Origin of the sequence: Streptomyces inusitatus (assembly GCF_014651115.1) — a bacterium.
In the GTDB taxonomy this organism is placed as follows: domain Bacteria; phylum Actinomycetota; class Actinomycetes; order Streptomycetales; family Streptomycetaceae; genus Streptomyces; species Streptomyces amakusaensis.
The window spans coordinates 153,286-173,197 of the sequence record NZ_BMWG01000002.1 but is presented as its reverse complement, the minus strand read 5'-3'; the positions used below and the strand labels follow the sequence as shown (position 1 = coordinate 173,197).

Genomic DNA, 19,912 nt, shown 5'->3' with positions numbered 1-19,912 from the left:
CCCAGCTACGGGGTGCTACGCGGTAGTTTTCGCCACCACCGCCTCTGCTCCTCCACTCCTGTCCTGGAGAGTGCGCCATCAAAGCGTCCAGCAGTCCCCATGCCGTAGAGCTCCGCGGCATCACCAAACGATTCCCCGGAGTCGTGGCCAACCACGACATCGACATCACCGTGGCCCGCGGCACCGTGCACGCCCTCGTCGGCGAGAACGGCGCGGGCAAGTCCACCCTGATGAAGATCCTTTACGGCATGCAGAAGCCGGACGAGGGCACCATCGCGGTGGACGGCGAGCAGGTCTCCTTCTCCAACCCCGGAGACGCCATCGCCCGCGGCATCGGCATGGTGCACCAGCACTTCATGCTCGCCGACTACCTCACCGTCCTTGAGAACGTCGTCCTCGGCTCCGAGAAGCTGTACGGCATCGGCGACCGGGCCCGCGCCAAGATCAAGGAGATCTCGGACGCGTACGGCCTCGGCATCCGGCCCGACGTCCATGTCGAGGACCTCGGCGTCGCCGACCGCCAGCGGGTCGAGATCCTCAAGGTTCTCTACCGGGGCGCGCGCACACTGATCCTGGACGAGCCGACCGCCGTCCTGGTGCCGCAGGAGGTCGACGCGCTCTTCGACAATCTGCGGGAGCTGAAGGCGGAGGGCCTCACGGTCATCTTCATCTCGCACAAGCTCGGCGAGGTGCTCTCGGTCGCCGACGACATCACCGTCATCCGCCGGGGCACCACGGTCGGCACCGCCGACCCCGCCTCCACCACGCCGAAGCAGCTCGCCGAGCTGATGGTCGGCAGCGAGCTGCCCTCGCCCGAGACCCGTGAGTCCACCGTCACCGATGTGCCGATGCTCCAGGTCAAGGAAGTGCGGCTGACCGCGACCGACCCCGACGGAGTCGTCCGCGCCGTACTGGACTCCATCGACTTCACCATCCACAAGGGCGAAGTCCTCGGCATCGCCGGAGTGGAGGGCAACGGCCAGTCCGAACTGGTCGAGGCGATCATGGGCATGCGCCATCTGGACACCGGTGTGCTCACCCTCGACGGCCAGGACATCTCGCAGACCCCGACGCGCAAGCGCCGCGAGGACGGCATCGGGGTCATCCCCGAGGACCGCCACCGCCACGGACTGCTGCTGGAAGCCCCGCTCTGGGAGAACCGCATCCTCGGCCATGTGACCGAGAAGCCCAACAGCAGGGGAGCCTTCCTCGATCTCAAGGCCGCCCGCGCCGACACCGAGCGGATCGTCCGCGAGTACGACGTGCGCACCCCCGGCATCGACGTCACCGCGGCCTCGCTCTCCGGCGGCAACCAGCAGAAGCTGATCGTCGGCCGCGAGATGAGCCACAACCCCAAGCTGCTGATCGCCGCCCACCCCACCCGCGGGGTGGACGTCGGCGCGCAGGCGCAGATCTGGGACCAGATCCGCGAGGCGCGCCGCGAGGGACTGGCGGTTCTGCTGATCTCCGCCGACCTGGACGAGCTGATCGGGCTCTCCGACACCCTCCGGGTGATGTACCGGGGCCGGCTGGTCGCGGACGCCGACCCGGCGACCATCACCCCGGAGGAGCTGGGCTCGGCCATGACCGGCGCGGCCTCCGGCCATCTTGAGGTCCCCGCCGAAACCGCTGAAACCGTCGAAACCAGCGAGTCCGGCGACGGCTCGGACGACCCCCGGGACGGGGGAGAGGACCGATGAAGAAGATCGACAAGGAGCGGGTGCTCCTGGGCCTCGCGGCCCCGCTGCTCGCGATCGTGGTCGCGTTCCTGGTGACCGCCGTGGTGCTGCTGGCGACCGGCAAGGAGCCGTTCAACGCCTTCGGCATCATGTTCGACTACGGGTCGAAGGCGGACAGCCAGGTCTACATCCTGAACAAGGCGACCACCTACTACCTGGCAGGACTCGCGGTCGCCCTCGGCTTCCGGATGAACCTGTTCAACATCGGCGTCGACGGCCAGTACCGCCTCGCCGCCTTCTTCGCCGCCGCCCTCGGCGGCGCGCTGACCCTGCCCGGCGCGATCCAGATCCCGCTGATCATCCTCTGCGCGATGATCGTCGGCGCGATGTGGGCCGGTATCGCCGGTGTCCTCAAGGTCACCCGGGGCGTCAGCGAGGTCGTCTCCACGATCATGCTGAACGCGATCGCCACCGCGATCATCGGCTATCTCCTCCAGACCGGCCGCCTCGGCCATCTGGACACCGCCGGTACCAAGATCTCCACCAAGCCCATCCCGGAGTCCTCGCACTTCTTCGAGTTCCCGACCGCCACCGGCCCCGTCTGGGGCTTCATCGTGGTCGCGGCCCTCGCGGGCGTCGCCTACTGGTTCACGCTCTCCCGCACCCGCTTCGGCTTCGATCTGCGCACGGTCGGCCAGTCCGGCTCCGCCGCCGAGGCCAGCGGTGTGAATGTGAAGAAGATGGTCGTCACCTCCATGCTGATCTCCGGCGCGGTCGCGGGCCTGGTCGGCATGCCGACCCTGCTCAACGACAGCTACGAGTACAGCGGCGACTTCCCCGTCGGCATCGGCTTCACCGGTATCGCCATCGCCCTCCTCGGCCGCAACCACCCGATCGGCATCGCCCTCGGCGCGATCCTCTGGGCCTTCCTGGAGCGCGGCAGCGGCCAGCTCGAATTCCAGGGCTACGACAAGGAGATCGTCGGCGTCATCCAGGGCGTGATCGTCCTCTGCGTGGTCATCGCCTACGAAGTCGTGCGCCGCTACGGCCTCAAGCGCCAGCAGCGGCAGGTCGGCGCGAAGCTCGCCGCCCAGGCCCGTAACTCCGAGAAGCAGGAGGTGTCGGCGTGAGCGTCACGGCGACTTCCACCCCGCCGCCCGCCGCCGCCCCCAAGGTGAGCGGCGGCAAGGGCGGCCGTACCCGCCTGTCCTTCCCGGTCGTTCTGCTGATCATCTCGGGCGCGCTGCTCGTCCTCTCCGCGGTTCGAATGATCACCGGAGCACAGGACATCACCTCGGCCGGACTGATCAGCGCCGCGCTCTCCCTGGCGGTGCCGATCGGCCTCGCCGGTCTCGGCGGCCTCTGGGCCGAGCGCGCGGGCGTGGTCAACATCGGCCTTGAGGGCATGATGATCCTGGGCACCTTCTTCGGCGCCTGGGCCGGCTGGCAGACCGATCCCTGGATCGGCGTCCTCTGCGGTGTGCTGGGCGGCATGCTCGGCGGACTGCTGCACGCGGTCGCCACCGTCACCTTCGGCGTCGACCACATCATCTCCGGCATCGCGATCAACATCCTGGCCGTCGGTTTCACCACCTACTTCGCCAAGCTCTGGTTCAACAGCGGCGAGGCCGCGGCGGCGGGCGGCAGCCCCAAGCAGTCCCCGCCCGCCGACTCGATCACCTCCATCACCGTGCCGGGGCTCTCCGACTGGCTGCTGACGATCGAGAAGCACCACTGGTTCCTGATCTCGGACCTGGCGGGCATCCTCGGCGGTCTGGTCACCAATCTGTCGCTGCTGACCCTGGTGGCCGTGGCGCTCTTCGTGATGACGTTCTTCGTGCTGTGGCGCACCTCGTTCGGTCTGCGGCTGCGCTCCTGCGGCGAGAACCCGATCGCCGCCGAGTCGCTCGGCGTCAACGTCTACAAGTACAAGTACATCGCCGTGATCGTCTCCGGCGGTATGGCCGGTCTCGGCGGCGCGTTCCTGTCGCTGGTCACCGCGCACATCTACAACGAGGGCCAGACCGGCGGCCGGGGCTATATCGGTCTCGCCGCGATGATCTTCGGTAACTGGCGGCCCGGCGGGCTCGCCATGGGCGCGGGCCTCTTCGGCTTCACCGACGCGCTCCAGCTCCGCAACGGCGGCCAGACCGTCCACGCGCTCCTGCTGCTGCTGGTGATCGGCCTGGTCGCCCTCGCGATCTGGAAGTTCTACCGCAAGAACACGGTCCAGGCCGTGGTCAGCGCGGTCATCGCCGCCCTGGTGCTGCTCTGGTACCTGGCCACGGACACCGTTCCCAACGAGTTCGTGACCGCCACCCCGTACGTGGTGACGCTGCTGGTCCTCTCGCTCTCCGCACAACGGCTGCGAATGCCGAAGGCGGACGGTATGCGCTACCGCAAGGGCCAGGGCAAGTGACGACGGCCGCGTTCGACTGGGAGGTCCTGCGGAGCCGGGCGCGTGAGGCGATGACCCACGCGTACGCGCCCTACTCGGACTTCCCGGTCGGGGTGGCCGCTCTGGTGGACGACGGCCGCACGGTCACCGGCTGCAATGTCGAGAACGCCTCCTACGGGCTCTCGCTCTGCGCCGAGTGCGGACTCGTCTCCCAGCTCCAGGCCACCGGCGGCGGCCGGCTGACCCACTTCACCTGTGTGGACGGCCGGGGCGAGAGCCTCGTGCCGTGCGGTCGCTGCCGACAGCTGCTGTACGAGTTCGGGGGGCCCGAGCTGCTGCTCGACACCCCGGGCGGGATCGTGACCCTGGCGGAGATGCTCCCCCAGGCCTTCGGCCCCAAGAATCTGATCTAGTACTGCGGCCCCTCCCTGCGAACGGAGGGGCCGCAGCCTTTACGCTCGATCTCTATGCGCGTAGAGCGCTGTGATCCGCCACTCTGGAGGAAATGCCATGGACGTCATCTCCGTCATCCGCACCAAGCGGGACCGGGGGGAGCTGAGCCCCGAGCAGATCGACTGGGTCATCGACGCCTACACCCGGGGCGAGGTCGCCGACGAGCAGATGTCGGCCCTCGCCATGGCGATCCTGCTGAACGGCATGAACCGCACGGAGATCGCCCGCTGGACCGCCGCGATGATCGCCTCCGGCGAGCGGATGAACTTCGACGCGCTCTCCCGCCCCACCGCCGACAAGCACTCGACCGGCGGCGTCGGCGACAAGATCACCCTCCCGCTCGCCCCGCTGGTCGCCGCCTGCGGCGCGGCCGTGCCGCAGCTCTCCGGGCGGGGCCTCGGCCACACCGGCGGCACCCTGGACAAGCTGGAGTCCATCCCCGGCTGGCGCGCGCTGCTCTCCAACGAGGAGATGCTGCACGTACTGGACACCACCGGCGCGGTGATCTGCGCGGCGGGCGACGGCCTGGCCCCCGCCGACAAGAAGCTGTACGCGCTGCGCGATGTCACCGGCACCGTCGAGGCCATCCCGCTCATCGCCTCCTCGATCATGTCGAAGAAGATCGCCGAGGGCACCGGCTCGCTGGTCCTGGACGTCAAGGCCGGCACCGGCGCGTTCATGAAGAACATCGAGGACGCCCGCGAGCTGGCCTCCACCATGGTGGCGCTGGGCACCGACAGCGGAGTGCGGACCGTCGCCCTCCTCACCGACATGTCCACTCCGCTCGGCCTCACCGCGGGCAACGCCCTCGAAGTCCGCGAGTCCGTCGAGGTCCTGGCGGGCGGCGGCCCGGCCGATGTCGTCGAACTGACCCTGGCGCTCGCCCGCGAGATGCTCGACGCGGCCGGGCTGAAGGACGCCGACCCGGCGAGGGCCCTCGCCGACGGCTCCGCGATGGACGTCTGGCGGCGCATGATCTCGGCCCAGGGCGGCGACCCGGACGCGGCGCTCCCGGTGGCCCGCGAGCGCCAGGTCGTCACGGCCCCGGCCTCCGGTGTGCTGACCCGCCTCGACGCGTACGACGTCGGCATCGCCGCCTGGCGGCTCGGCGCGGGCCGCGCCCGCAAGGAGGACCCCGTCCAGGCGGGGGCGGGTGTGGAGCTGCACGCCAAGCCCGGGGACACGGTGACCGAGGGCCAGCCGCTGCTGACCCTGCACACCGACACCCCGGAGAAGTTCGACTACGCCCTGAAGTCGCTGGAGTCCTCCTACGACATCGCCCCGGCGGGCACCGCCTTCACCCCGAGCCCCATCGTGCTCGACCGCATTTCCTGATCCGGCGCTCATCGGCTGACCGGTCCTGGCATTTCCGGCCCGGTCCGCCGATGAATTCCGCCCCTCCCGCCGGTCTCTGTGGGTGTGAACACAGACCCCGTCGTCGTACGCATCCAAGGGCCCGTCTCCCGGGACGATGTGCCCCGGCTCTGCCAGGAACTGAGCGCCCGGCTCACCGACACCGGCGCGACCGAGGCCGTCTGCGAGGTCGAGGCCCTGGCCCCCGCCGACCTCACCGCCGTGGAGGCCCTCGCCCGCCTCCGTCTCACGGCGGGCCGCCACGGCTGCCGAATACGCCTCCACGAGCCCACCCCCGAACTCCTCGACCTCCTCGACCTCATCGGCCTGAGGGACCTCATCGATCCCGACTAGGTCCTCAAGCGCTCAAGCGCTCAAGCGCTCCGCGCGGGCAGCCGGTCCGGCAGTTCGAAGAGCGGGAACCAGCGGTCCGTGTCGAGGAAGGAATTGATCCCGGCGATCCTGCCGTCCCGGATGTCCATGACCATCAGCGCCCACGGAGTGTGGCCGTCGCCGTCCTCCGCGCGGTGGTACTGGGCGAAGGCCGGCATCCCGTTGGCCACGGTGGGGACGAGCCGCGAGCCCCGGCACACCGAACCCACGCCCAGGAACCAGCCGACGATGTCCTCGTACCCCTGGAGCCAGAGGTCGTACGGGGGCATGGACAGGGTGGCGTCGCTGTGGAGCAGCTCCTTCAGCGCCTCCATGTCATAGCCCTCGAAGGCCGTCACATAGCGCTCCAGCAGCTCGCTCTGCTCCGCGTCCAGCGGGTTCGCCTGCTCGCTCAGGGGCGGCGGCGACTGCGCGAGCGTCGCCCGGGCCCGCTGGAGGGCGCTGTTGACGGAGGGGACCGAGGTGTCCAGCAGCTCGGCGACCTCCGAGGCCTTCCAGGCCAGGACCTCACGGAGGATCAGCACCGCGCGCTGCTTCGGCGGCAGATGCTGGAGCGCGGCGACGAAGGCCAGCCGGATCGACTCCCGCTCCACCGCCGTGTCCGCCGGATCCGCGACCGGTGTCAGCACCCGCCCGTCGGGCACCGGCTCCAGCCAGACGGCCTCCGGGCGGGTGTTCAGCCGCGCCTCGGCCACCGGGGTCGGGCCCGACAGATCCATCGGGCGGGCCCGGCGGCCACCGGCGGTCAGCATGTCGTGGCAGACGTTCGTCGCGATGCGGTACAGCCAGGAGCGCAGCGAGGAGCGCCCCTCGAACTTCCCGATGCTCCGCCAGGCGCGGACCATCGTGTCCTGTACGGCGTCCTCCGCCTCGAAGGACGAGCCGAGCATGCGGTAGCAGTACCCGGTCAGCTCCCGCCGGTACTCCTCCAGCTCCGCGCCCGGCTCCGTCGCCGTGTCACTCATCGGATCCACCTCCGTCACCCATCGGTCCAAGCGTTTTGAACCTACAGGGGAGGACTGACAACGAGCGGTCAGGTGCCCGGCTTGCTCCCGTACACGTGGACGTCGTCGCCGTTCTTCAGCAGCTTCCAGTACGCCTTGGCGTCGTCGGGCCGCATGTTCACACAGCCGCCCGAACCCGGCGGGTTCCACATCGACTTGGTCACCGAGTGGAAGGCCTGGCCGCCGTCGAAGAACTGCGCGTACGGCATCTTGACCTTGTAGATCGACGAGAAGTGGTCGATGTTCCGCCAGTAGATCTTCTTCGAGCCGGTCCGTGTCTCGGTCCCGTCCTTGCCCGTCCGCACCGGCACCGGGCCGTACACCAGCTTCTTGCCGTCCTGGACCCAGCTGAGCTGCCGGGTGAGGTCCACACAGGCGATCCGGCCCTTGTTCGTCGGGCACTTCTTGGCCTTGTTCGGGTTCTTCCCCGCCGCCCGCTGCTGGAGCATCGTGTTCATCGTCTGCCAGGTCAGCGGCCCCGCGTAACCGGCCGCCGGAGTGATGCCGTGCTGCTTCTGGAAGGCGCGGATCGCCTTGCAGTCGGCCACCGACTGCCGCCCGTCGGCCGTCCGTCCGAGGAACTTCTCCACCTGCTTCTGGTGCGGTCCCGTCTTCGCCGAACAGGCCGTGGCTGTGGCTGTGGCCGTGGCCGTGGCCGTGGCCGCCGAGGCGGGGGCGGCCGAGGCGGGCGCGCTCCCCAGCGCCATCGTCAGCGGGACCACCAGCCCCGTCAGCGCGAGCGTGACGCCCGCCCCCCGGCCGAGACCGCCCGCCGCCCGGCGCACCCGGCGTACTCGCTCCGTCCGTATCGCGTTTCCCACCGTTCCCACTCCCTCCGTGCGCCGTCGCGCTTCGCGGCGGCTTGCACCATTTGACGCACATTAAGGGGGCGCGGTTGTGGGGAAATAGTCTCAATCCGGCTACATTCAGGGGGAGATGGCGCGCTCAGGCCCGTACCGGCACCAGACCGCGCCGCTCGGCGCGGGCCACCCGGGTCCCGTACAGGGTGATCGAGACGACGCCCAGCACCGCCAGCAGACCGAGCGCCACCGTGCCCGCCCAGCCGCCCGCGTGGAAGGCGATCGCGCCGAGCGTGCCGCCGACGCTGCTGCCCAGGTAGTAGACCGACTGGTAGAGCGCCGAAGCCTGCGCGCGGCCGGTGGTCGCCGTACGGCTCACCGAGGAGGAGGCGACCGCGTGCCCGGCGAAGAATCCGGCGGTGATCAGCACCAGCCCGGCCAGCACGGCGGCGAGCGAGTCCGACAGGGAGAGCAGCAGCCCCGCCGCGGTCGTGGTGACGGCCAGATACAGCGCCCCGCGCCGGCCGAGACGGCCCACCAGGGAGCCGGCGGCGGCCGAGGACGCGGTGCCGACGAGATAGACCAGGAAGATCGAGCCGACCACGCCCTGGGGGAGGCTGAAGGGCTCCGCCACCAGGCGGTAGCCGATCACGGTGTAGACCGCGCCGAACACCGTCATGAACAGCGCGCCGATCGCGTACAGCCGCAGCAGCAGCGGATCGGCCAGATGCCCGCGCACGGTCCGCGCCAGCGCCCGGGGGCTGAGCGTCCCGGGGGTGAAGCGCCGGGCCCTCGGCAGCAGCAGCCGGAAGACGACCGCGCCCGCCAGCGCCAGCAGACCCACCGCCAGCAGACCCGCGCGCCAGCCCCACAGCTGCGCCGCCCAGCCGGTGACGATCCGGCCGCTCATCCCGCCGACGCTGTTGCCCGCGACGAAGAGCCCGATTGCGGCGATCAGCGCCTTGGGCCGCACCTCCTCGGCCAGATACGCCATCGCCGAGGCCGGCAGCCCGGCCAGCGCCGCGCCCTGGAGCGCGCGCAGCGCCACCAGCCACTCCAGGTTCGGCGCGAAGGGCACCAGCAGCCCGAGGACGACGGCGACCGCCAGCGAGGCCGTCATCAGGGTGCGCCTGCCGAACCGCTCGGAGAGCGCGCTCAGCGGAAGGACGAACAGTGCCAGCGCGCCCGTCGCGGCGGAGACCGTCCAGCTGGCCGCCGAGGCGCTCACGCCGAAGTCGGCGGAGATCGCGGGCAGCAGTGCCTGGGTGGAGTAGAGGAGGGCGAAGGCGGCCATGCCCGCGGCGAAGAGCGCGAGGCTCATCCGGCGGTAGCCGGGACGGCCGGGAGCCAGCGGCCCGGAGGCGGGCGGCTCGGGTTGTTCGGGGGAAGCGACGACGGAGGCGGCGCCCACCGGGGTGGACGCCTTGGTACTGGCAGGAGGCATGTGTCGAACGTACGGTCAGCAACGTCATGCGTCCAATGCATGAAATGCAGATAATCGTTCCCATGATGCATGAGCACAGCTCACAGCCTCGGCTGTCACAGAGCAGTTACGAAGAAGACATGTCCTTGCTGCTCGCCCCACGTCTCGCGTACTTCGCCGGAGTCGCCCGCCACGAGCACGTGACCCGCGCCGCGCAGGAGATGGGCGTCCCGCAGTCGACCCTCTCGCGCGCCGTCGTCCGGCTGGAGCGGGACCTCGGGGTCACCCTCTTCGCCCGCCGGGGCCGCACCGTCTCCCTCACCCCGGCCGGCCGCACCCTCCTCACCTCCGTGGAACGCGCCCTCGCCGAGGTCGAGCGCGCGGCCGAGTCGGTACGCGCGGACGCCGACCCCACCGGCGGAAAGGTCGCCTTCGGCTTTCTGCACACCATGGGCTCCGAGACCGTCCCCGCCCTGCTGCGCGCCTTCCGGGCGGACCACCCCAAGGTCCGCTTCACCCTCGTCCAGAACCACGGCGAGGCGATGCTCGGCGGACTGCGCGCGGGCGACCTCGACCTCTGCCTCACCTCGCCCGTGCCGGACGCGCCCGATCTGGTCGCCCGCCGGCTGGACGAACAGCGGCTGCGGCTGGTCGTCCCCGACGACCACCGGCTCGCCGGCCGCAAGCGCATCAAGCTCGCCGAGGCCGCCGACGACGTCTTCGTCACCCTGGAACCCGGCTACGGGCTGCGCCGGATCACCGACGACCTCTGCTCCCGGGCCGGCTTCACCCCCAAGGTCGCCTTCGAGGGCGAGGAGGCCGAGACCCTGCGCGGACTCGTCGCTGCGGGCCTCGGCGTGGCCCTGCTGCCGCCGCCCGCCGTCGCCCGCCCCGGGGTCGTCGAGCTGACGGTCACCGCCCCCCGCGCGGTCCGCGAGATCGGCGTCGCCTGGCTCGGCGGCCACCCGGACACCGCCCCGGTCGCCGCCTTCAAGAAGTTCCTGCTCTCCCGCCGGGGCCATCTGCTCCCGGCCGATCCCCAACTGCCGCCCACGGTCTGAACACCGCCCGCCGCCTGAGCGCTACGGTCTGAGCGACTTCCCGAAGCCCGCCGCCAGCGGCATCCGCAGCCCCAGCGGCGGCGGCGCGGCCAGCGCGTCCGCCACCGGACGCGAGTACGGATGGGGGAAGAGCGAGCCGAGCACGAAATCCGTCGCCAGCGCCATCACCTCGGCGTGGTGCTGCCGCAGCGAGTTCCCGTCCGTGTGCACCTCGAACCGGCATATGTTCCGGTTCACCTTCTTCGCGCGCTCCGCCAGCCGGTAGGAGAGATCCGGTTCGGTACGCGCGTCATTGGTGCCGTGCACGATCAGCACCTGCCGCCCCGCGAGCTGCTTCACCGGCTCCAAAGCGCCCGCGCCGCCGCCGCGCGCCCCGCCGCCCGCCCCGTCGTCGGGCAGCCAGGGGGCCATCGCCAGCACCGCGCCGACCCCCGGATGGTCCGCCGCGTGCAGCGCCGCCCGGCCGCCGAAGCCGTGGCCCGCGAGACAGATCGGCACATCGCCGTACCGCCGGACCACCTCGTCGGCCGCCCGCAGCGCGTCCGCCGCGAGCTGCGCGTCCGCTCCGTTCCACCCCCGGCGGCGGTAGTGCACCGAGTGCACCACCAGCCCGTCCGCGCGCCCCGCCCGCGCCAGCGCCCGGCCCAGCGGGAGGAGCCGCAGCAGCGAGCGCGCCGAGGTCCCCCGTACCGACTCGCGCTCCCCGTCGGGGAGCAGCAGCACCACCCCGCTCACCGCCGGGTCCGCGCCGCTCCGGGCCGCGGCCCGGCCGCCGTGGGCCCGGCCGAGCCGGACCTCGCCCTCCGCGGGGGTCGTCTCACGCTCTTCGGTCCGTCCCCGCCAAGGGGGCAGTGCGCGGTGTGCCATGGCAGAACAGTCTCAGAAGTACGCCCGTACGCCACCCGTACGCGCGGTCACTGTTACGTATCGACCCGGTCCGCTCTACGCGCGTAGGGACTAGAGTGCGCGAATGACGAGCCAGACCCTCAACACGCCCACCGCGGAACAGATCCGCCGCGCTCCGAAGGTGCTCCTCCACGATCACCTCGACGGCGGGCTGCGTCCCGGCACGATCATCGATCTCGCCCGAGCGACGGGCTACGAGGCCTCGCTCCCCGAGACCGAGCCCGACAAGCTCGGGCTCTGGTTCCGGGAGGCCGCCGACTCCGGCTCGCTGGAGCGGTATCTGGAGACCTTCGCGCACACCTGCGCGGTGATGCAGACCCGTGAGGCGCTCTTCCGCGTCGCCGCCGAGTGCGCCGAGGACCTCGCCGAGGACGGGGTCGTCTACGCGGAGGTGCGGTACGCCCCCGAACAGCATCTGGAGGCCGGACTCACCCTCGAAGAGGTGGTGGAGGCCGTCAACGAGGGCTTCCGCGAGGGCGAGCGGATCGCCAGGGACAACGGCCACCGGATCAGGGTCGGCGCGCTCCTCACCGCGATGCGGCACGCGGCCCGCGCCCTGGAGATCGCCGAACTCGCCAACCGCTACCGCGACACGGGCGTGGTCGGCTTCGACATCGCCGGGGCCGAGGCGGGCTTCCCTCCCACCCGCCATCTCGACGCCTTCGAGTACCTCAAGCGCGAGAACAACCACTTCACCATCCACGCCGGCGAGGCCTTCGGGCTGCCCTCGATCTGGCAGGCGCTCCAGTGGTGCGGGGCCGACCGGCTCGGGCACGGCGTGCGCATCATCGACGACATCACCGTGACCGAGGACGGCGAGGTCCGCCTCGGCAGGCTCGCCTCCTACGTCCGCGACAAGCGGATCCCGCTGGAGCTCTGTCCGACCTCCAACCTCCAGACCGGGGCCGCCGACTCCTATCCGGAACACCCCATCGGACTGCTCCGCAGACTCCACTTCCGCGCCACCGTGAACACGGACAACCGGCTGATGTCGGGAACCAGCATGAGCATGGAGTTCGAGCATCTGATCGATGCCTTCGGATACACGCTCGACGACATGCAGTGGTTCACCGTCAATGGAATGAAAAGCGCCTTCATCCCTTTCGATGAACGCCTCGCGATGATCAACGACGTCATCAAGCCCGGATACGCCGAGCTGAAATCCGAATGGCTGTTCCGGCAGACCGCCGCCACCAGCGAAACCTCCCCCGAGGAGAGCTGGTAGCACGAATTCCGAGGTGGCCGGAATAGTCAACACCCGCCCACTTCGGGATGTTTGCCTCCGGGACGGGGGTGTGGCTAGCTTGCGGAGCCGCTCATATTCCCCCGTCCCAAGGACACACCTCTGATGAAGCAGTCTGCTGCCAGGACTCTCGGTGTCGCCGCTCTCGGCGCCGCCTTCGTAGCCGCCGGAGCGGGCGCGGCCACCGCCGCTCCCGCCCCCTTCCCCGACTCCGCCACCTCGCTCGACACCGTGTCCAGCACGCTGCCGGCCACCGAGCTGCTCTCCAGCGTCCCGGCGGGCCCCGAGTCGCTGGCCGGCGCGCAGAGCGCCCTCACCACGAGCACGGCCACCCTGCCCGGCACCCTCCAGGGCGCCGGCCAGCGCGCGCTGGCCCCCGGCGCGCCCACCGAGGCCGTCACCGGTCTGCTCGGCGGTCTGCCGGTCGGACAGCTGACCCAGACCCTGCCCGCCGGCGGCCTCCCCACCGGCGCCCTGCCCACCGCGGGCCTGCCCCTGGTCGGCGGCCTCCTCGGCGGAGCCGTCTGACCCGACGCCACCGCGCCCGCCGTCGCTTCCCCGTACGGACGGCCGAGCCGGTCCGCCGACACGGCGGAGATCTGGGGCGTACGCCAAGATCACGGCGTACGCCCCAGCGTCGTGTCCGGACCCGTGTCCGGACCCGTGTCCGGAGTCGTACGCGTTACCAGGCGGCCTTCGCCGACGCCGCCGAGGCCCGCTCGGCGGGCAGCAGCAGCCACATCGCCAGATACAGCAGTATCTGCGGACCGGGCAGCAGACAAGAGGCCAGGAAGACCACCCGCATGGTGAGGGCGGAAGTGCCGAAGCGCCTCGCCAGCGCTGCGCACACTCCACCGATCATGCGTCCATCGCGGGGGCGGACAAGTGCGGCCATGGTGGGCTCCTTCGCGAAACCGGCTGTGGATTTCCACTGCGTCGTGGATTTTCCCGACAGCTCCATGGTGTCGAACGAAGGCGGGCAAAGCGTCGCTCTACGGGGCGATGCCGACCCTGGGAATCGTCGGGGTCGCCCCCTGAGGGGCGTCCTCCCTCAGAACGGTGCCGCCACCGCCGGGCCTCGTCCCACAGTCGGAGGCGCGCGGCGCGCGGGAGTCCGAACGGCGATTCACGGCGGGCACCGGGGGAACGGGCGGGCGGGAGCGATCCGGGCGGGAGCGATCCGGACGGCGCGGCGCACGCGCCCGGCCCCGGCCCCGGGCGCGGGTCCTGCGCAGCCGCGCCCGGCCCGCGGGCACCACCAGCAGATGCGTGAGCGCCACCCCGGCCGTGTTCAGCAGCAGCGAGTCCACATTGAGCACCCGGCCCGGCACCCCGGTCTGCGCCAGCTCGATGGCGAGCGAGATCAGCGCACCGGCGGCCATGGTCCGGGCCAGCGAGCCGAGCGGGGAGACGGTGAGACGGCCGCCCGCCAGCGGCAGCAGAACCCCCAGCGGGGCCAGCAGCAGCAGTCCGCCGCCGATACGGCGCACGGCCTCCGCCGGTCCGAGCACCAGATTCGCCTTCACGGTGGCGAGCGGTTCGAGATTGGCGGCCGTCACCCAGGGCACATCCAGCGGGCGCAGCGTCAGCCACCCGACTAGCAGCAAGTGCACGAGGAGGAGGAGAACCCCCGCCACGCGTACACGGATGACGGCACTCCCGCCCGTACCTTGACGCTGCACGCACGACAAGACGCGCCCCACGCCGGAAATGGTTCCGTTCCGCTTCTACGGGGCCGCCGACGGCGCCGAGGACGGGGCCGACGGGGAGGCGAGCGGTGCGGCGGACGACGGCGCGACCGTCGGCAGCGGCTCGGACGGGCGCTCCTTGGCCCCGTCGGAGCAGGTGTACCCCCGGGGCGGATACTCCCCGGGCCCGCCGAGGACCACCGCGCCGCCCGGGGCCGCCGCCCGGCTCTCCGCGAAGGTGCAGACGATCTGCGCGAGTGCCGCCTCCGGCAGATCCTCGGGCTGACGGCTCAGCCGCAGGGTCCCGGCCGGATCGCCCGGGCGCGGCCCGCCGACCCCCACCGGCCCCTGCACATCGGTGCCGAAGCCCGCGTCCCGCTCATCGGCGGACGGCTCCCGCTCCAGCTCGGCCAAGAGCGCCCGGGCGGTCTCGACCCGGCTGTCCGGGGAGGTCTCGGCGGGCAGCTCGATCGTGCGGTCGACGGACTTCAGCTGGGACGCGCAGACCAGTTGCACCCGTACGGGAAAGCCCCGGGGCGAGGCCGACGCACGGCTCTCGCCGCGCACCTCGCAGAGCATCCGGGACGGGGCGGGACCCGCGTCCACCGGCACCTGTGTGGTCCGGATCCCGCACCCGGCGAGTATCAGCGTCCCGCCCGCCAGTGCCGTCAGGGCCAGGGCCTTACGCCTCACTCCGCGCTCCCCTCTCGCCGTTCGCCGCTCTCCCCGCCGTCCTGCGGACCGTCCGCGTCCGGATCCGTGCCCCCGCCGTTCGCCCCGGTCGCCGACGCGCCGCCGGCCGGGGCCGACGCGTCCATCGGGAGCCGCAGCACAAACACCGCGCCGTCGCCGTCGGGCGAGTTCGCGGCGGTGATGGTGCCGCCGTGGGCGATCGCGTTCTCCATCGCGATCGACAGACCGAGCCCGCTGCCGTCCGACTTCGGCCGGGAGGCGCTGGCCTTGTAGAACCGGTCGAAGACATGCGGCAGCACCTCCACCGGGATGCCGGGCCCGTGGTCGCGCACCTCGATCAGCAGCTCGGCGTCCCTCTCGTTCGGCCGCACCGACACCCGTACCGGCGAACCGCCGTGCTTGAGCGCGTTGCCGATCAGATTCGCCAGGATCACATCGAGCCGCCGGGGGTCGAGCCGCGCCATGATCCCGCGCTCGGCGTCCAGATCCACCGCGTCCAGCCAGGCGCGGGCGTCGATGCAGGCGGTGACCTGGTCGGCCACATCGACCGTGTCCAGCACCACCTTGGCGGTGCCCGCGTCAAAGCGGGTCACCTCCATCAGGTTCTCCACCAGAATGCCCAGCCGCCGGGTCTCGCTGACCACCAGATTCACCGCGGGCGCGATCATCGGGTCGAGGCTGTCGACCTCGTCCTCCAGCACCTCGGCGACAGCCGTGAGCGCGGTCAGCGGAGTGCGCAGCTCGTGCGACATGTCGGCGACGAAACGGCGGCTGGACTCCTCCCGCGCGCTCATGTCGGCGACCTTCTTCTCCAGCGACTCCGCCGTCTTGTTGAAGGTCCGCGCCAGCTCGGCCAGCTCGTCCGTGCCCGACACCCGCAGCCGCGTGTCGAGTTTCCCCTCACCGAGCCGCCGCGCCGCGTCCCCGAGCCGGCGCACCGGCTTGAGCACGGTCGTCGCCGCGGCCTGCGCCAGCAGCGCGGAGCCGACGAGGGCCAGCGCGGTGGCGATCCCCAGCGACCACGCGAGGGTGTTGAGATCCTCGCGCTCCTTGTCCAGGGACTTCAGCACATAGCCGGTCGGCCCGCCGTTCACGATCCGCGAACCGCCGACCAGATACGGCTTTCCGTCGCGCTCCACCCGCTGCCAGTACAGATGGTACGGAGCCGAGTTGCCCGCGCTCAGCTCCTGCCGGTCGTTCACCGCGTCCTGGAGCGTGCGCGGCACATCCCCGAGAGTGAAGTCGTCGCTGTCGGAGGTGGCGGCGACCGGCTTGCCCTTCTCCCGCTCGCCCAGCAGCAGCACGCTGTAGCCGGTCTTGCCGTTCGCCATCAGATTCGCGGTGTCCTGAAGCTCGCTCTGCGTCGGCAGCGCGGGCAGCGAGGCCGCGTGGCTCTGCATCTCCTTGCGGAAGGAGTCCAGCGCCGAATCCTGGGTACGGGTGAGCACGGCCTCGCGGTTCAGCCAGTAGGCGATCCCCGACGCGGAGACGGCGGCGGTCAGCGCGACGGCCGCGAAGACCACGACCAGCCGCAGCCGCAGACTCGTCCAGCGCAGCCCGGCGACCATCGCGCGCTTGGCGGCACCGGTCACCGCTCGTCGCCCTTCGCGGGGGCGGCGCGGTCCGTCACTGGGGAGCGTCCAGCCGGTAGCCCACACCGCGCACGGTACGGATCAGGGTCGGCGAGGACGGCACGTCCTCCACCTTCGCCCGCAGCCGCTGGACACAGGCGTCCACCAGCCGGGAGTCGCCGAGATAGTCGTGCTCCCACACCAGCCGCAGCAACTGCTGACGGGAGAGCGCCTGCCCGGGACGCCGGCTCAGTTCCAGCAGGAGCCGCAGCTCGGTCGGCGTGAGCTGGAGATCCTCGCCGTTCTTGGTGACGGTCATCGCGGAACGGTCGATCATCAGCGAGCCGAAGGTGGCGGAGTCGGTGGACTCCCGCTCGCCCCGCCGCAGCACCGCCCGGATCCGGGCGTCCAGCACCCGGCCCTGGACGGGTTTGACCACATAGTCGTCGGCTCCCGACTCCAGGCCCACGACCACGTCGATGTCGTCGCTGCGGGCGGTCAGCAGAATGATCGGCAGCTGGTCGGTGCGTCTGATGCGACGGCACACCTCGAAGCCGTCGATCCCGGGCAGCATGACATCCAGCACGACCAGGTCCGGCCGCTGCTCGCGCAGCAGTTTCAGACCGTCCTCTCCCGTCGCCGCGGTGGCCACACGGTGGCCCTGGCGGGACAGGGAGAGTTCGAGGGCCGTGCGGATGGCGTCGTCGTCCTCGATCAGCAACAGGAAAGGCACGAGCGTCATTCTGGCCCATGGCCGCGCCGGAGTTCGACCGCAGGCCGCACGCCCTCTCTCCCCGGCCCGCTCCGGCTTCCTCCCACGCCCCTCCCATGCCCCTCCCGCGCCCCTCCCGCGACACGGCCCTCCCGTACCCCTGTGACAGGCCTGTGACAGTCGACGGACACCGCCATGAAATCGCCTCGGCAAGCTTCTAGGCACCTGGACGGAAACAGACACCGATCGACGGGGGGCGTGAGATGAACGCACTGCACAGCACCACCTCAAACGCAGTTGTCACGCGTCTCCACGACGTCGGCCGGGCGTCCGAGAAGTCCGGTGCCGTGAACGGGCGGGGGTGCGTTCGCGGCACCGGGCGTCAGCACAAGCCGTCGTACATGACGGTCGTTGACGTCACCGTCACCCCGGGGCCGGTCGCCAAGGCCGCCCCGGTCAGGGAGAACAGGGAGAACGGCGCCCGGCTCGGGATTCCCGCGCCGGAGGCCGGGGGGCTGTCGGAGGCGGAGTTCACCGCCTACGTACAAGAGCGCCGTTCCTCCCTGTACGCGACCGCCTACCACCTCACCGGCGACCGCTACGAGGCCGAGGACCTGCTCCAGAGCGCGCTGTTCTCGACCTACCGGGCGTGGGACCGGATCAGCGACAAGGCGGCGGTCGGGGGATACCTCCGCCGCACCATGACCAATCTGCACATCAGCGCCTGGCGACGGCGCAAGCTCAACGAGTACCCCACGGAGGAGCTGCCGGAGACGGCGGGCGACACCGACGCGATGCGGGGGACCGAGCTGCGCGCCGTGCTCTGGCAGGCGCTGGCCAGGCTGCCGGAACTCCAGCGGACGATGCTGGTCCTCCGTTACTACGAGGGCCGCACCGACCCGGAGATCGCCGACATCCTGAACATCAGTGTCGGCACGGTGAAGTCGAGCATCTGGCGGTCGCTCCGCCGGCTGCGCGAGGACCAGGTCCTCAGCTTCGGCCGTGACGAGGAAGAGTCCTTCGGCGAGCTGGTGGCCTGAGGCGACGGGGGGAACACGGGGGAAAGCACGGGGGAATCACGGGGGGCCGCCGTCTCGGGGGAGACGGCGGGATCACGGGGGCCACAAAGGTCGGGGGACCTGCGGGGTCAACGGGGGAAAACAGCGGGACCGGACGGGCCGGGGGGTCGTGTCCGGTCCCGCGACTCATTTCGTCTCAGAGGCCGGCGTCCCAGAGGCCGGCGTCCCAGGAACCAGCCGTCCCAGGAACCGGCCGCCGTCTCAGGAACCGGAACCGGCCGAGGGCGCGACGCCCGCGGTACAGCCGCGATGCCGTCCCGCCGCTGCCGCCGCCACCCGGCCGAGCGCCTCGTCCTTGTCGCACGGATACGCGCCCAGACTCGCCTGCCGCGCCACGATCGCCCGCTCGGCCCGCATCAGCCGCCAGCCGCGCCGCAGCAGAACACTCACCGACTTCCGGCCCTCGCGCAGATCCCGCGCCAGCCGGCGGCGGAAGGTCGTCGTCGGACGGCCCCGCAGACAGAGCGCGTCCGCGAGGACGCCCAGCTCCTCGCAGCGCGCCACGATGTCCGCCGCGAAGATCCCCTCCGCCACGAACAGAGGCGTGCGGTCGATGGCGAACGCCTCCCGGCCCACCCGCGCGCTGGTGGCGATGTCGTACACCGGGACGCTGGTGCGCCCGGTGTCGCACAGCTCCGTGATCGCCGCGATCGCGGCCTCGGCGTCCCAGGACAGCGGGGAGTCCCAGTCGATGTCCGTGCTCCCCGCGACCAGCGGAAGCGTCGGGTCGTCGCCGTCCTTGTAGAAGTCGTCCAGGCGCAGCACGGGCAGTCCCGTGCGGGCGGCCAGGGACGACTTGCCGGAGCCGGAGGGGCCCGCGAGCAGTACGACGCGCGTCGGTATGGCGGAAGAGGTCACGGGACACCAGTGTGAGGCATTGACCCGTAAGGGGAGCCATCGGGGATGACGGTGGAATGAGAATCACCGCTCAACTACGCTGGGTGCTCGTCCGATTACTGACCCAGGCGGGAATCCCCATGGCACGTCACGCAGCTCACCAACCCCGGCGCACCGCCCTGCGCGCGGGACTGACCCTCGCGGCGATGGCCGCCGCCCTCGGCGCGGGCGGTGCCGCGCACGCGGCGGAGCCCCCGCCGCTCGGCGGCGGTCTCGACGCTGTCGGCACGGCGCTCAACGGCCCGGGCGGGGGCGCTCTCACCGCGGTCACCAACTCGGTCTCGGGCGTCGGCCACCTCACCAGCCTCCAGCTGAACCCGCTGGCCAACACCGGTGTCGACCCGCTGGCCAACGCGGTCGGCACCCAGGTCGCCGACTTCAAGCCGATCTCCACCGAGCTGGTCACCGGCCCGCTCTCCCAGGGCGGGGCGATCAAGGACCTTCCGCTGGTGGGCCCGCTGGTCCAGCAGCTCCCGCTGGTGCCGAAGGGCTAGGGAGTACGACTGAGCCCCCTGCCGCCGGACGGGGACGGCAGGGGGCTCCTCTCTCGTACTTCCGC

21 protein-coding genes are annotated in these 19,912 nt (G+C 71.3%); 11 read left to right on the top strand and 10 right to left on the bottom strand.

Going from position 1 to position 19,912, the window contains the following annotated elements; genetic code table 11:
• Window positions 1–44: 44 nt before the first annotated feature.
• The 6 genes from IE247_RS04575 to IE247_RS04550 all read left to right on the top strand — a co-directional run bounded on the left by IE247_RS04575 (window position 45) and on the right by IE247_RS04550 (window position 6,237).
• On the top strand, window positions 45–1,700 hold the full coding sequence (locus tag IE247_RS04575) for an ABC transporter ATP-binding protein (protein ID WP_190122078.1): 1,656 nt from the start codon (window positions 45–47) through the stop codon (window positions 1,698–1,700).
• Window positions 1,697–2,809, top strand: coding sequence for an ABC transporter permease (locus IE247_RS04570; RefSeq protein WP_190121581.1), 1,113 nt, complete (start codon window positions 1,697–1,699; stop codon window positions 2,807–2,809). Before IE247_RS04575 ends, IE247_RS04570 begins: the two co-directional genes overlap by 4 nt.
• Window positions 2,806–4,098, top strand: coding sequence for an ABC transporter permease (locus IE247_RS04565; RefSeq protein ID WP_190121580.1), 1,293 nt, complete (start codon window positions 2,806–2,808; stop codon window positions 4,096–4,098). Before IE247_RS04570 ends, IE247_RS04565 begins: the two co-directional genes overlap by 4 nt.
• Window positions 4,095–4,490, top strand: coding sequence for a cytidine deaminase (locus tag IE247_RS04560; protein ID WP_190121579.1), 396 nt, complete (start codon window positions 4,095–4,097; stop codon window positions 4,488–4,490). Before IE247_RS04565 ends, IE247_RS04560 begins: the two co-directional genes overlap by 4 nt.
• A gap of 97 nt (window positions 4,491–4,587) precedes the next feature.
• A complete protein-coding gene (locus tag IE247_RS04555) occupies window positions 4,588–5,865 on the top strand; it encodes a thymidine phosphorylase (RefSeq protein WP_190121578.1) in 1,278 nt (425 codons plus the stop codon).
• Window positions 5,866–5,949: 84 nt separating this feature from the next.
• Complete coding sequence (locus IE247_RS04550; RefSeq protein WP_229868654.1) at window positions 5,950–6,237, top strand: STAS domain-containing protein; 288 nt, start codon at window positions 5,950–5,952, stop codon at window positions 6,235–6,237.
• A 20-nt stretch (window positions 6,238–6,257) separates the two neighbouring features.
• Here IE247_RS04550 and IE247_RS04545 read toward each other — a convergent pair whose 3' ends face one another.
• The 3 genes from IE247_RS04545 to IE247_RS04535 form a co-directional block, all read right to left on the bottom strand.
• On the bottom strand, window positions 6,258–7,241 hold the full coding sequence (locus tag IE247_RS04545; protein WP_190121577.1) for a sigma-70 family RNA polymerase sigma factor: 984 nt from the start codon (window positions 7,239–7,241) through the stop codon (window positions 6,258–6,260).
• A 68-nt stretch (window positions 7,242–7,309) separates the two neighbouring features.
• Window positions 7,310–7,987, bottom strand: coding sequence for a L,D-transpeptidase family protein (locus tag IE247_RS04540; protein ID WP_190122076.1), 678 nt, complete (start codon window positions 7,985–7,987; stop codon window positions 7,310–7,312).
• A gap of 238 nt (window positions 7,988–8,225) precedes the next feature.
• A complete protein-coding gene (locus tag IE247_RS04535; protein WP_190121576.1) occupies window positions 8,226–9,524 on the bottom strand; it encodes an MFS transporter in 1,299 nt (432 codons plus the stop codon).
• Window positions 9,525–9,586: 62 nt separating this feature from the next.
• Between IE247_RS04535 and IE247_RS04530 the strand changes: the two genes are divergently transcribed.
• A complete protein-coding gene (locus IE247_RS04530) occupies window positions 9,587–10,564 on the top strand; it encodes a LysR family transcriptional regulator (protein WP_190121575.1) in 978 nt (325 codons plus the stop codon).
• A 21-nt stretch (window positions 10,565–10,585) separates the two neighbouring features.
• On the opposite strand, the gene IE247_RS04525 is transcribed toward IE247_RS04530, so the two are convergent.
• Window positions 10,586–11,431 carry an alpha/beta fold hydrolase gene (locus tag IE247_RS04525; protein ID WP_229868651.1) on the bottom strand — a complete coding sequence of 282 codons (846 nt, stop codon included), beginning with the start codon at window positions 11,429–11,431 and terminating at the stop codon, window positions 10,586–10,588.
• A gap of 103 nt (window positions 11,432–11,534) precedes the next feature.
• Between IE247_RS04525 and IE247_RS04520 the strand changes: the two genes are divergently transcribed.
• Both IE247_RS04520 and IE247_RS04515 read left to right on the top strand, forming a co-directional pair.
• Window positions 11,535–12,695, top strand: coding sequence for an adenosine deaminase (locus IE247_RS04520; protein ID WP_190121574.1), 1,161 nt, complete (start codon window positions 11,535–11,537; stop codon window positions 12,693–12,695).
• Window positions 12,696–12,818: 123 nt separating this feature from the next.
• The gene (locus tag IE247_RS04515) at window positions 12,819–13,241 is read left to right on the top strand and encodes an ATP-binding protein (RefSeq protein WP_190121573.1); all 423 of its coding nucleotides are present in this window, start codon (window positions 12,819–12,821) and stop codon (window positions 13,239–13,241) included.
• A 154-nt stretch (window positions 13,242–13,395) separates the two neighbouring features.
• Here IE247_RS04515 and IE247_RS04510 read toward each other — a convergent pair whose 3' ends face one another.
• From IE247_RS04510 to afsQ1, 5 genes are all read right to left on the bottom strand, one after another.
• Window positions 13,396–13,608, bottom strand: coding sequence for a PspC domain-containing protein (locus tag IE247_RS04510; protein WP_190121572.1), 213 nt, complete (start codon window positions 13,606–13,608; stop codon window positions 13,396–13,398).
• A gap of 97 nt (window positions 13,609–13,705) precedes the next feature.
• Window positions 13,706–14,395 carry a VanZ family protein gene (locus IE247_RS04505; protein ID WP_190122074.1) on the bottom strand — a complete coding sequence of 230 codons (690 nt, stop codon included), beginning with the start codon at window positions 14,393–14,395 and terminating at the stop codon, window positions 13,706–13,708.
• A 45-nt stretch (window positions 14,396–14,440) separates the two neighbouring features.
• The gene (locus IE247_RS04500; protein ID WP_190121571.1) at window positions 14,441–15,094 is read right to left on the bottom strand and encodes a hypothetical protein; all 654 of its coding nucleotides are present in this window, start codon (window positions 15,092–15,094) and stop codon (window positions 14,441–14,443) included.
• A complete protein-coding gene (locus tag IE247_RS04495) occupies window positions 15,091–16,686 on the bottom strand; it encodes an ATP-binding protein (protein ID WP_308433191.1) in 1,596 nt (531 codons plus the stop codon). Before IE247_RS04495 ends, IE247_RS04500 begins: the two co-directional genes overlap by 4 nt.
• A 34-nt stretch (window positions 16,687–16,720) precedes the next feature.
• A complete protein-coding gene (gene afsQ1 / locus IE247_RS04490) occupies window positions 16,721–17,398 on the bottom strand; it encodes a two-component system response regulator AfsQ1 (protein WP_190121570.1) in 678 nt (225 codons plus the stop codon).
• Between the two features lie 242 nt (window positions 17,399–17,640).
• On the opposite strand from afsQ1, the gene IE247_RS04485 reads away from it, so the two are divergent.
• A complete protein-coding gene (locus tag IE247_RS04485) occupies window positions 17,641–18,417 on the top strand; it encodes a SigE family RNA polymerase sigma factor (protein ID WP_190121569.1) in 777 nt (258 codons plus the stop codon).
• Window positions 18,418–18,657: 240 nt separating this feature from the next.
• Here IE247_RS04485 and IE247_RS04480 read toward each other — a convergent pair whose 3' ends face one another.
• Window positions 18,658–19,314, bottom strand: coding sequence for a uridine kinase family protein (locus IE247_RS04480; protein ID WP_190121568.1), 657 nt, complete (start codon window positions 19,312–19,314; stop codon window positions 18,658–18,660).
• A 119-nt stretch (window positions 19,315–19,433) separates the two neighbouring features.
• Between IE247_RS04480 and IE247_RS04475 the strand changes: the two genes are divergently transcribed.
• Window positions 19,434–19,847, top strand: coding sequence for a hypothetical protein (locus IE247_RS04475; protein ID WP_190121567.1), 414 nt, complete (start codon window positions 19,434–19,436; stop codon window positions 19,845–19,847).
• Window positions 19,848–19,912: the final 65 nt, after the last annotated feature.

Coding starts and splice junctions, on each gene's coding strand:
- IE247_RS04475 (WP_190121567.1), top strand. CDS start 19,434: ATGGCACGTCACGCAGCTCACCAACCCCGGCGCACCGCCCTGCGCGCG.
- IE247_RS04485 (WP_190121569.1), top strand. CDS start 17,641: ATGAACGCACTGCACAGCACCACCTCAAACGCAGTTGTCACGCGTCTC.
- IE247_RS04545 (WP_190121577.1), bottom strand. CDS start 7,241: ATGAGTGACACGGCGACGGAGCCGGGCGCGGAGCTGGAGGAGTACCGG.
- IE247_RS04535 (WP_190121576.1), bottom strand. CDS start 9,524: ATGCCTCCTGCCAGTACCAAGGCGTCCACCCCGGTGGGCGCCGCCTCC.
- IE247_RS04570 (WP_190121581.1), top strand. CDS start 1,697: ATGAAGAAGATCGACAAGGAGCGGGTGCTCCTGGGCCTCGCGGCCCCG.
- IE247_RS04520 (WP_190121574.1), top strand. CDS start 11,535: ATGACGAGCCAGACCCTCAACACGCCCACCGCGGAACAGATCCGCCGC.
- IE247_RS04540 (WP_190122076.1), bottom strand. CDS start 7,987: ATGGCGCTGGGGAGCGCGCCCGCCTCGGCCGCCCCCGCCTCGGCGGCC.
- IE247_RS04515 (WP_190121573.1), top strand. CDS start 12,819: ATGAAGCAGTCTGCTGCCAGGACTCTCGGTGTCGCCGCTCTCGGCGCC.
- IE247_RS04530 (WP_190121575.1), top strand. CDS start 9,587: ATGATGCATGAGCACAGCTCACAGCCTCGGCTGTCACAGAGCAGTTAC.
- IE247_RS04510 (WP_190121572.1), bottom strand. CDS start 13,608: ATGGCCGCACTTGTCCGCCCCCGCGATGGACGCATGATCGGTGGAGTG.
- IE247_RS04525 (WP_229868651.1), bottom strand. CDS start 11,431: ATGGCACACCGCGCACTGCCCCCTTGGCGGGGACGGACCGAAGAGCGT.
- IE247_RS04555 (WP_190121578.1), top strand. CDS start 4,588: ATGGACGTCATCTCCGTCATCCGCACCAAGCGGGACCGGGGGGAGCTG.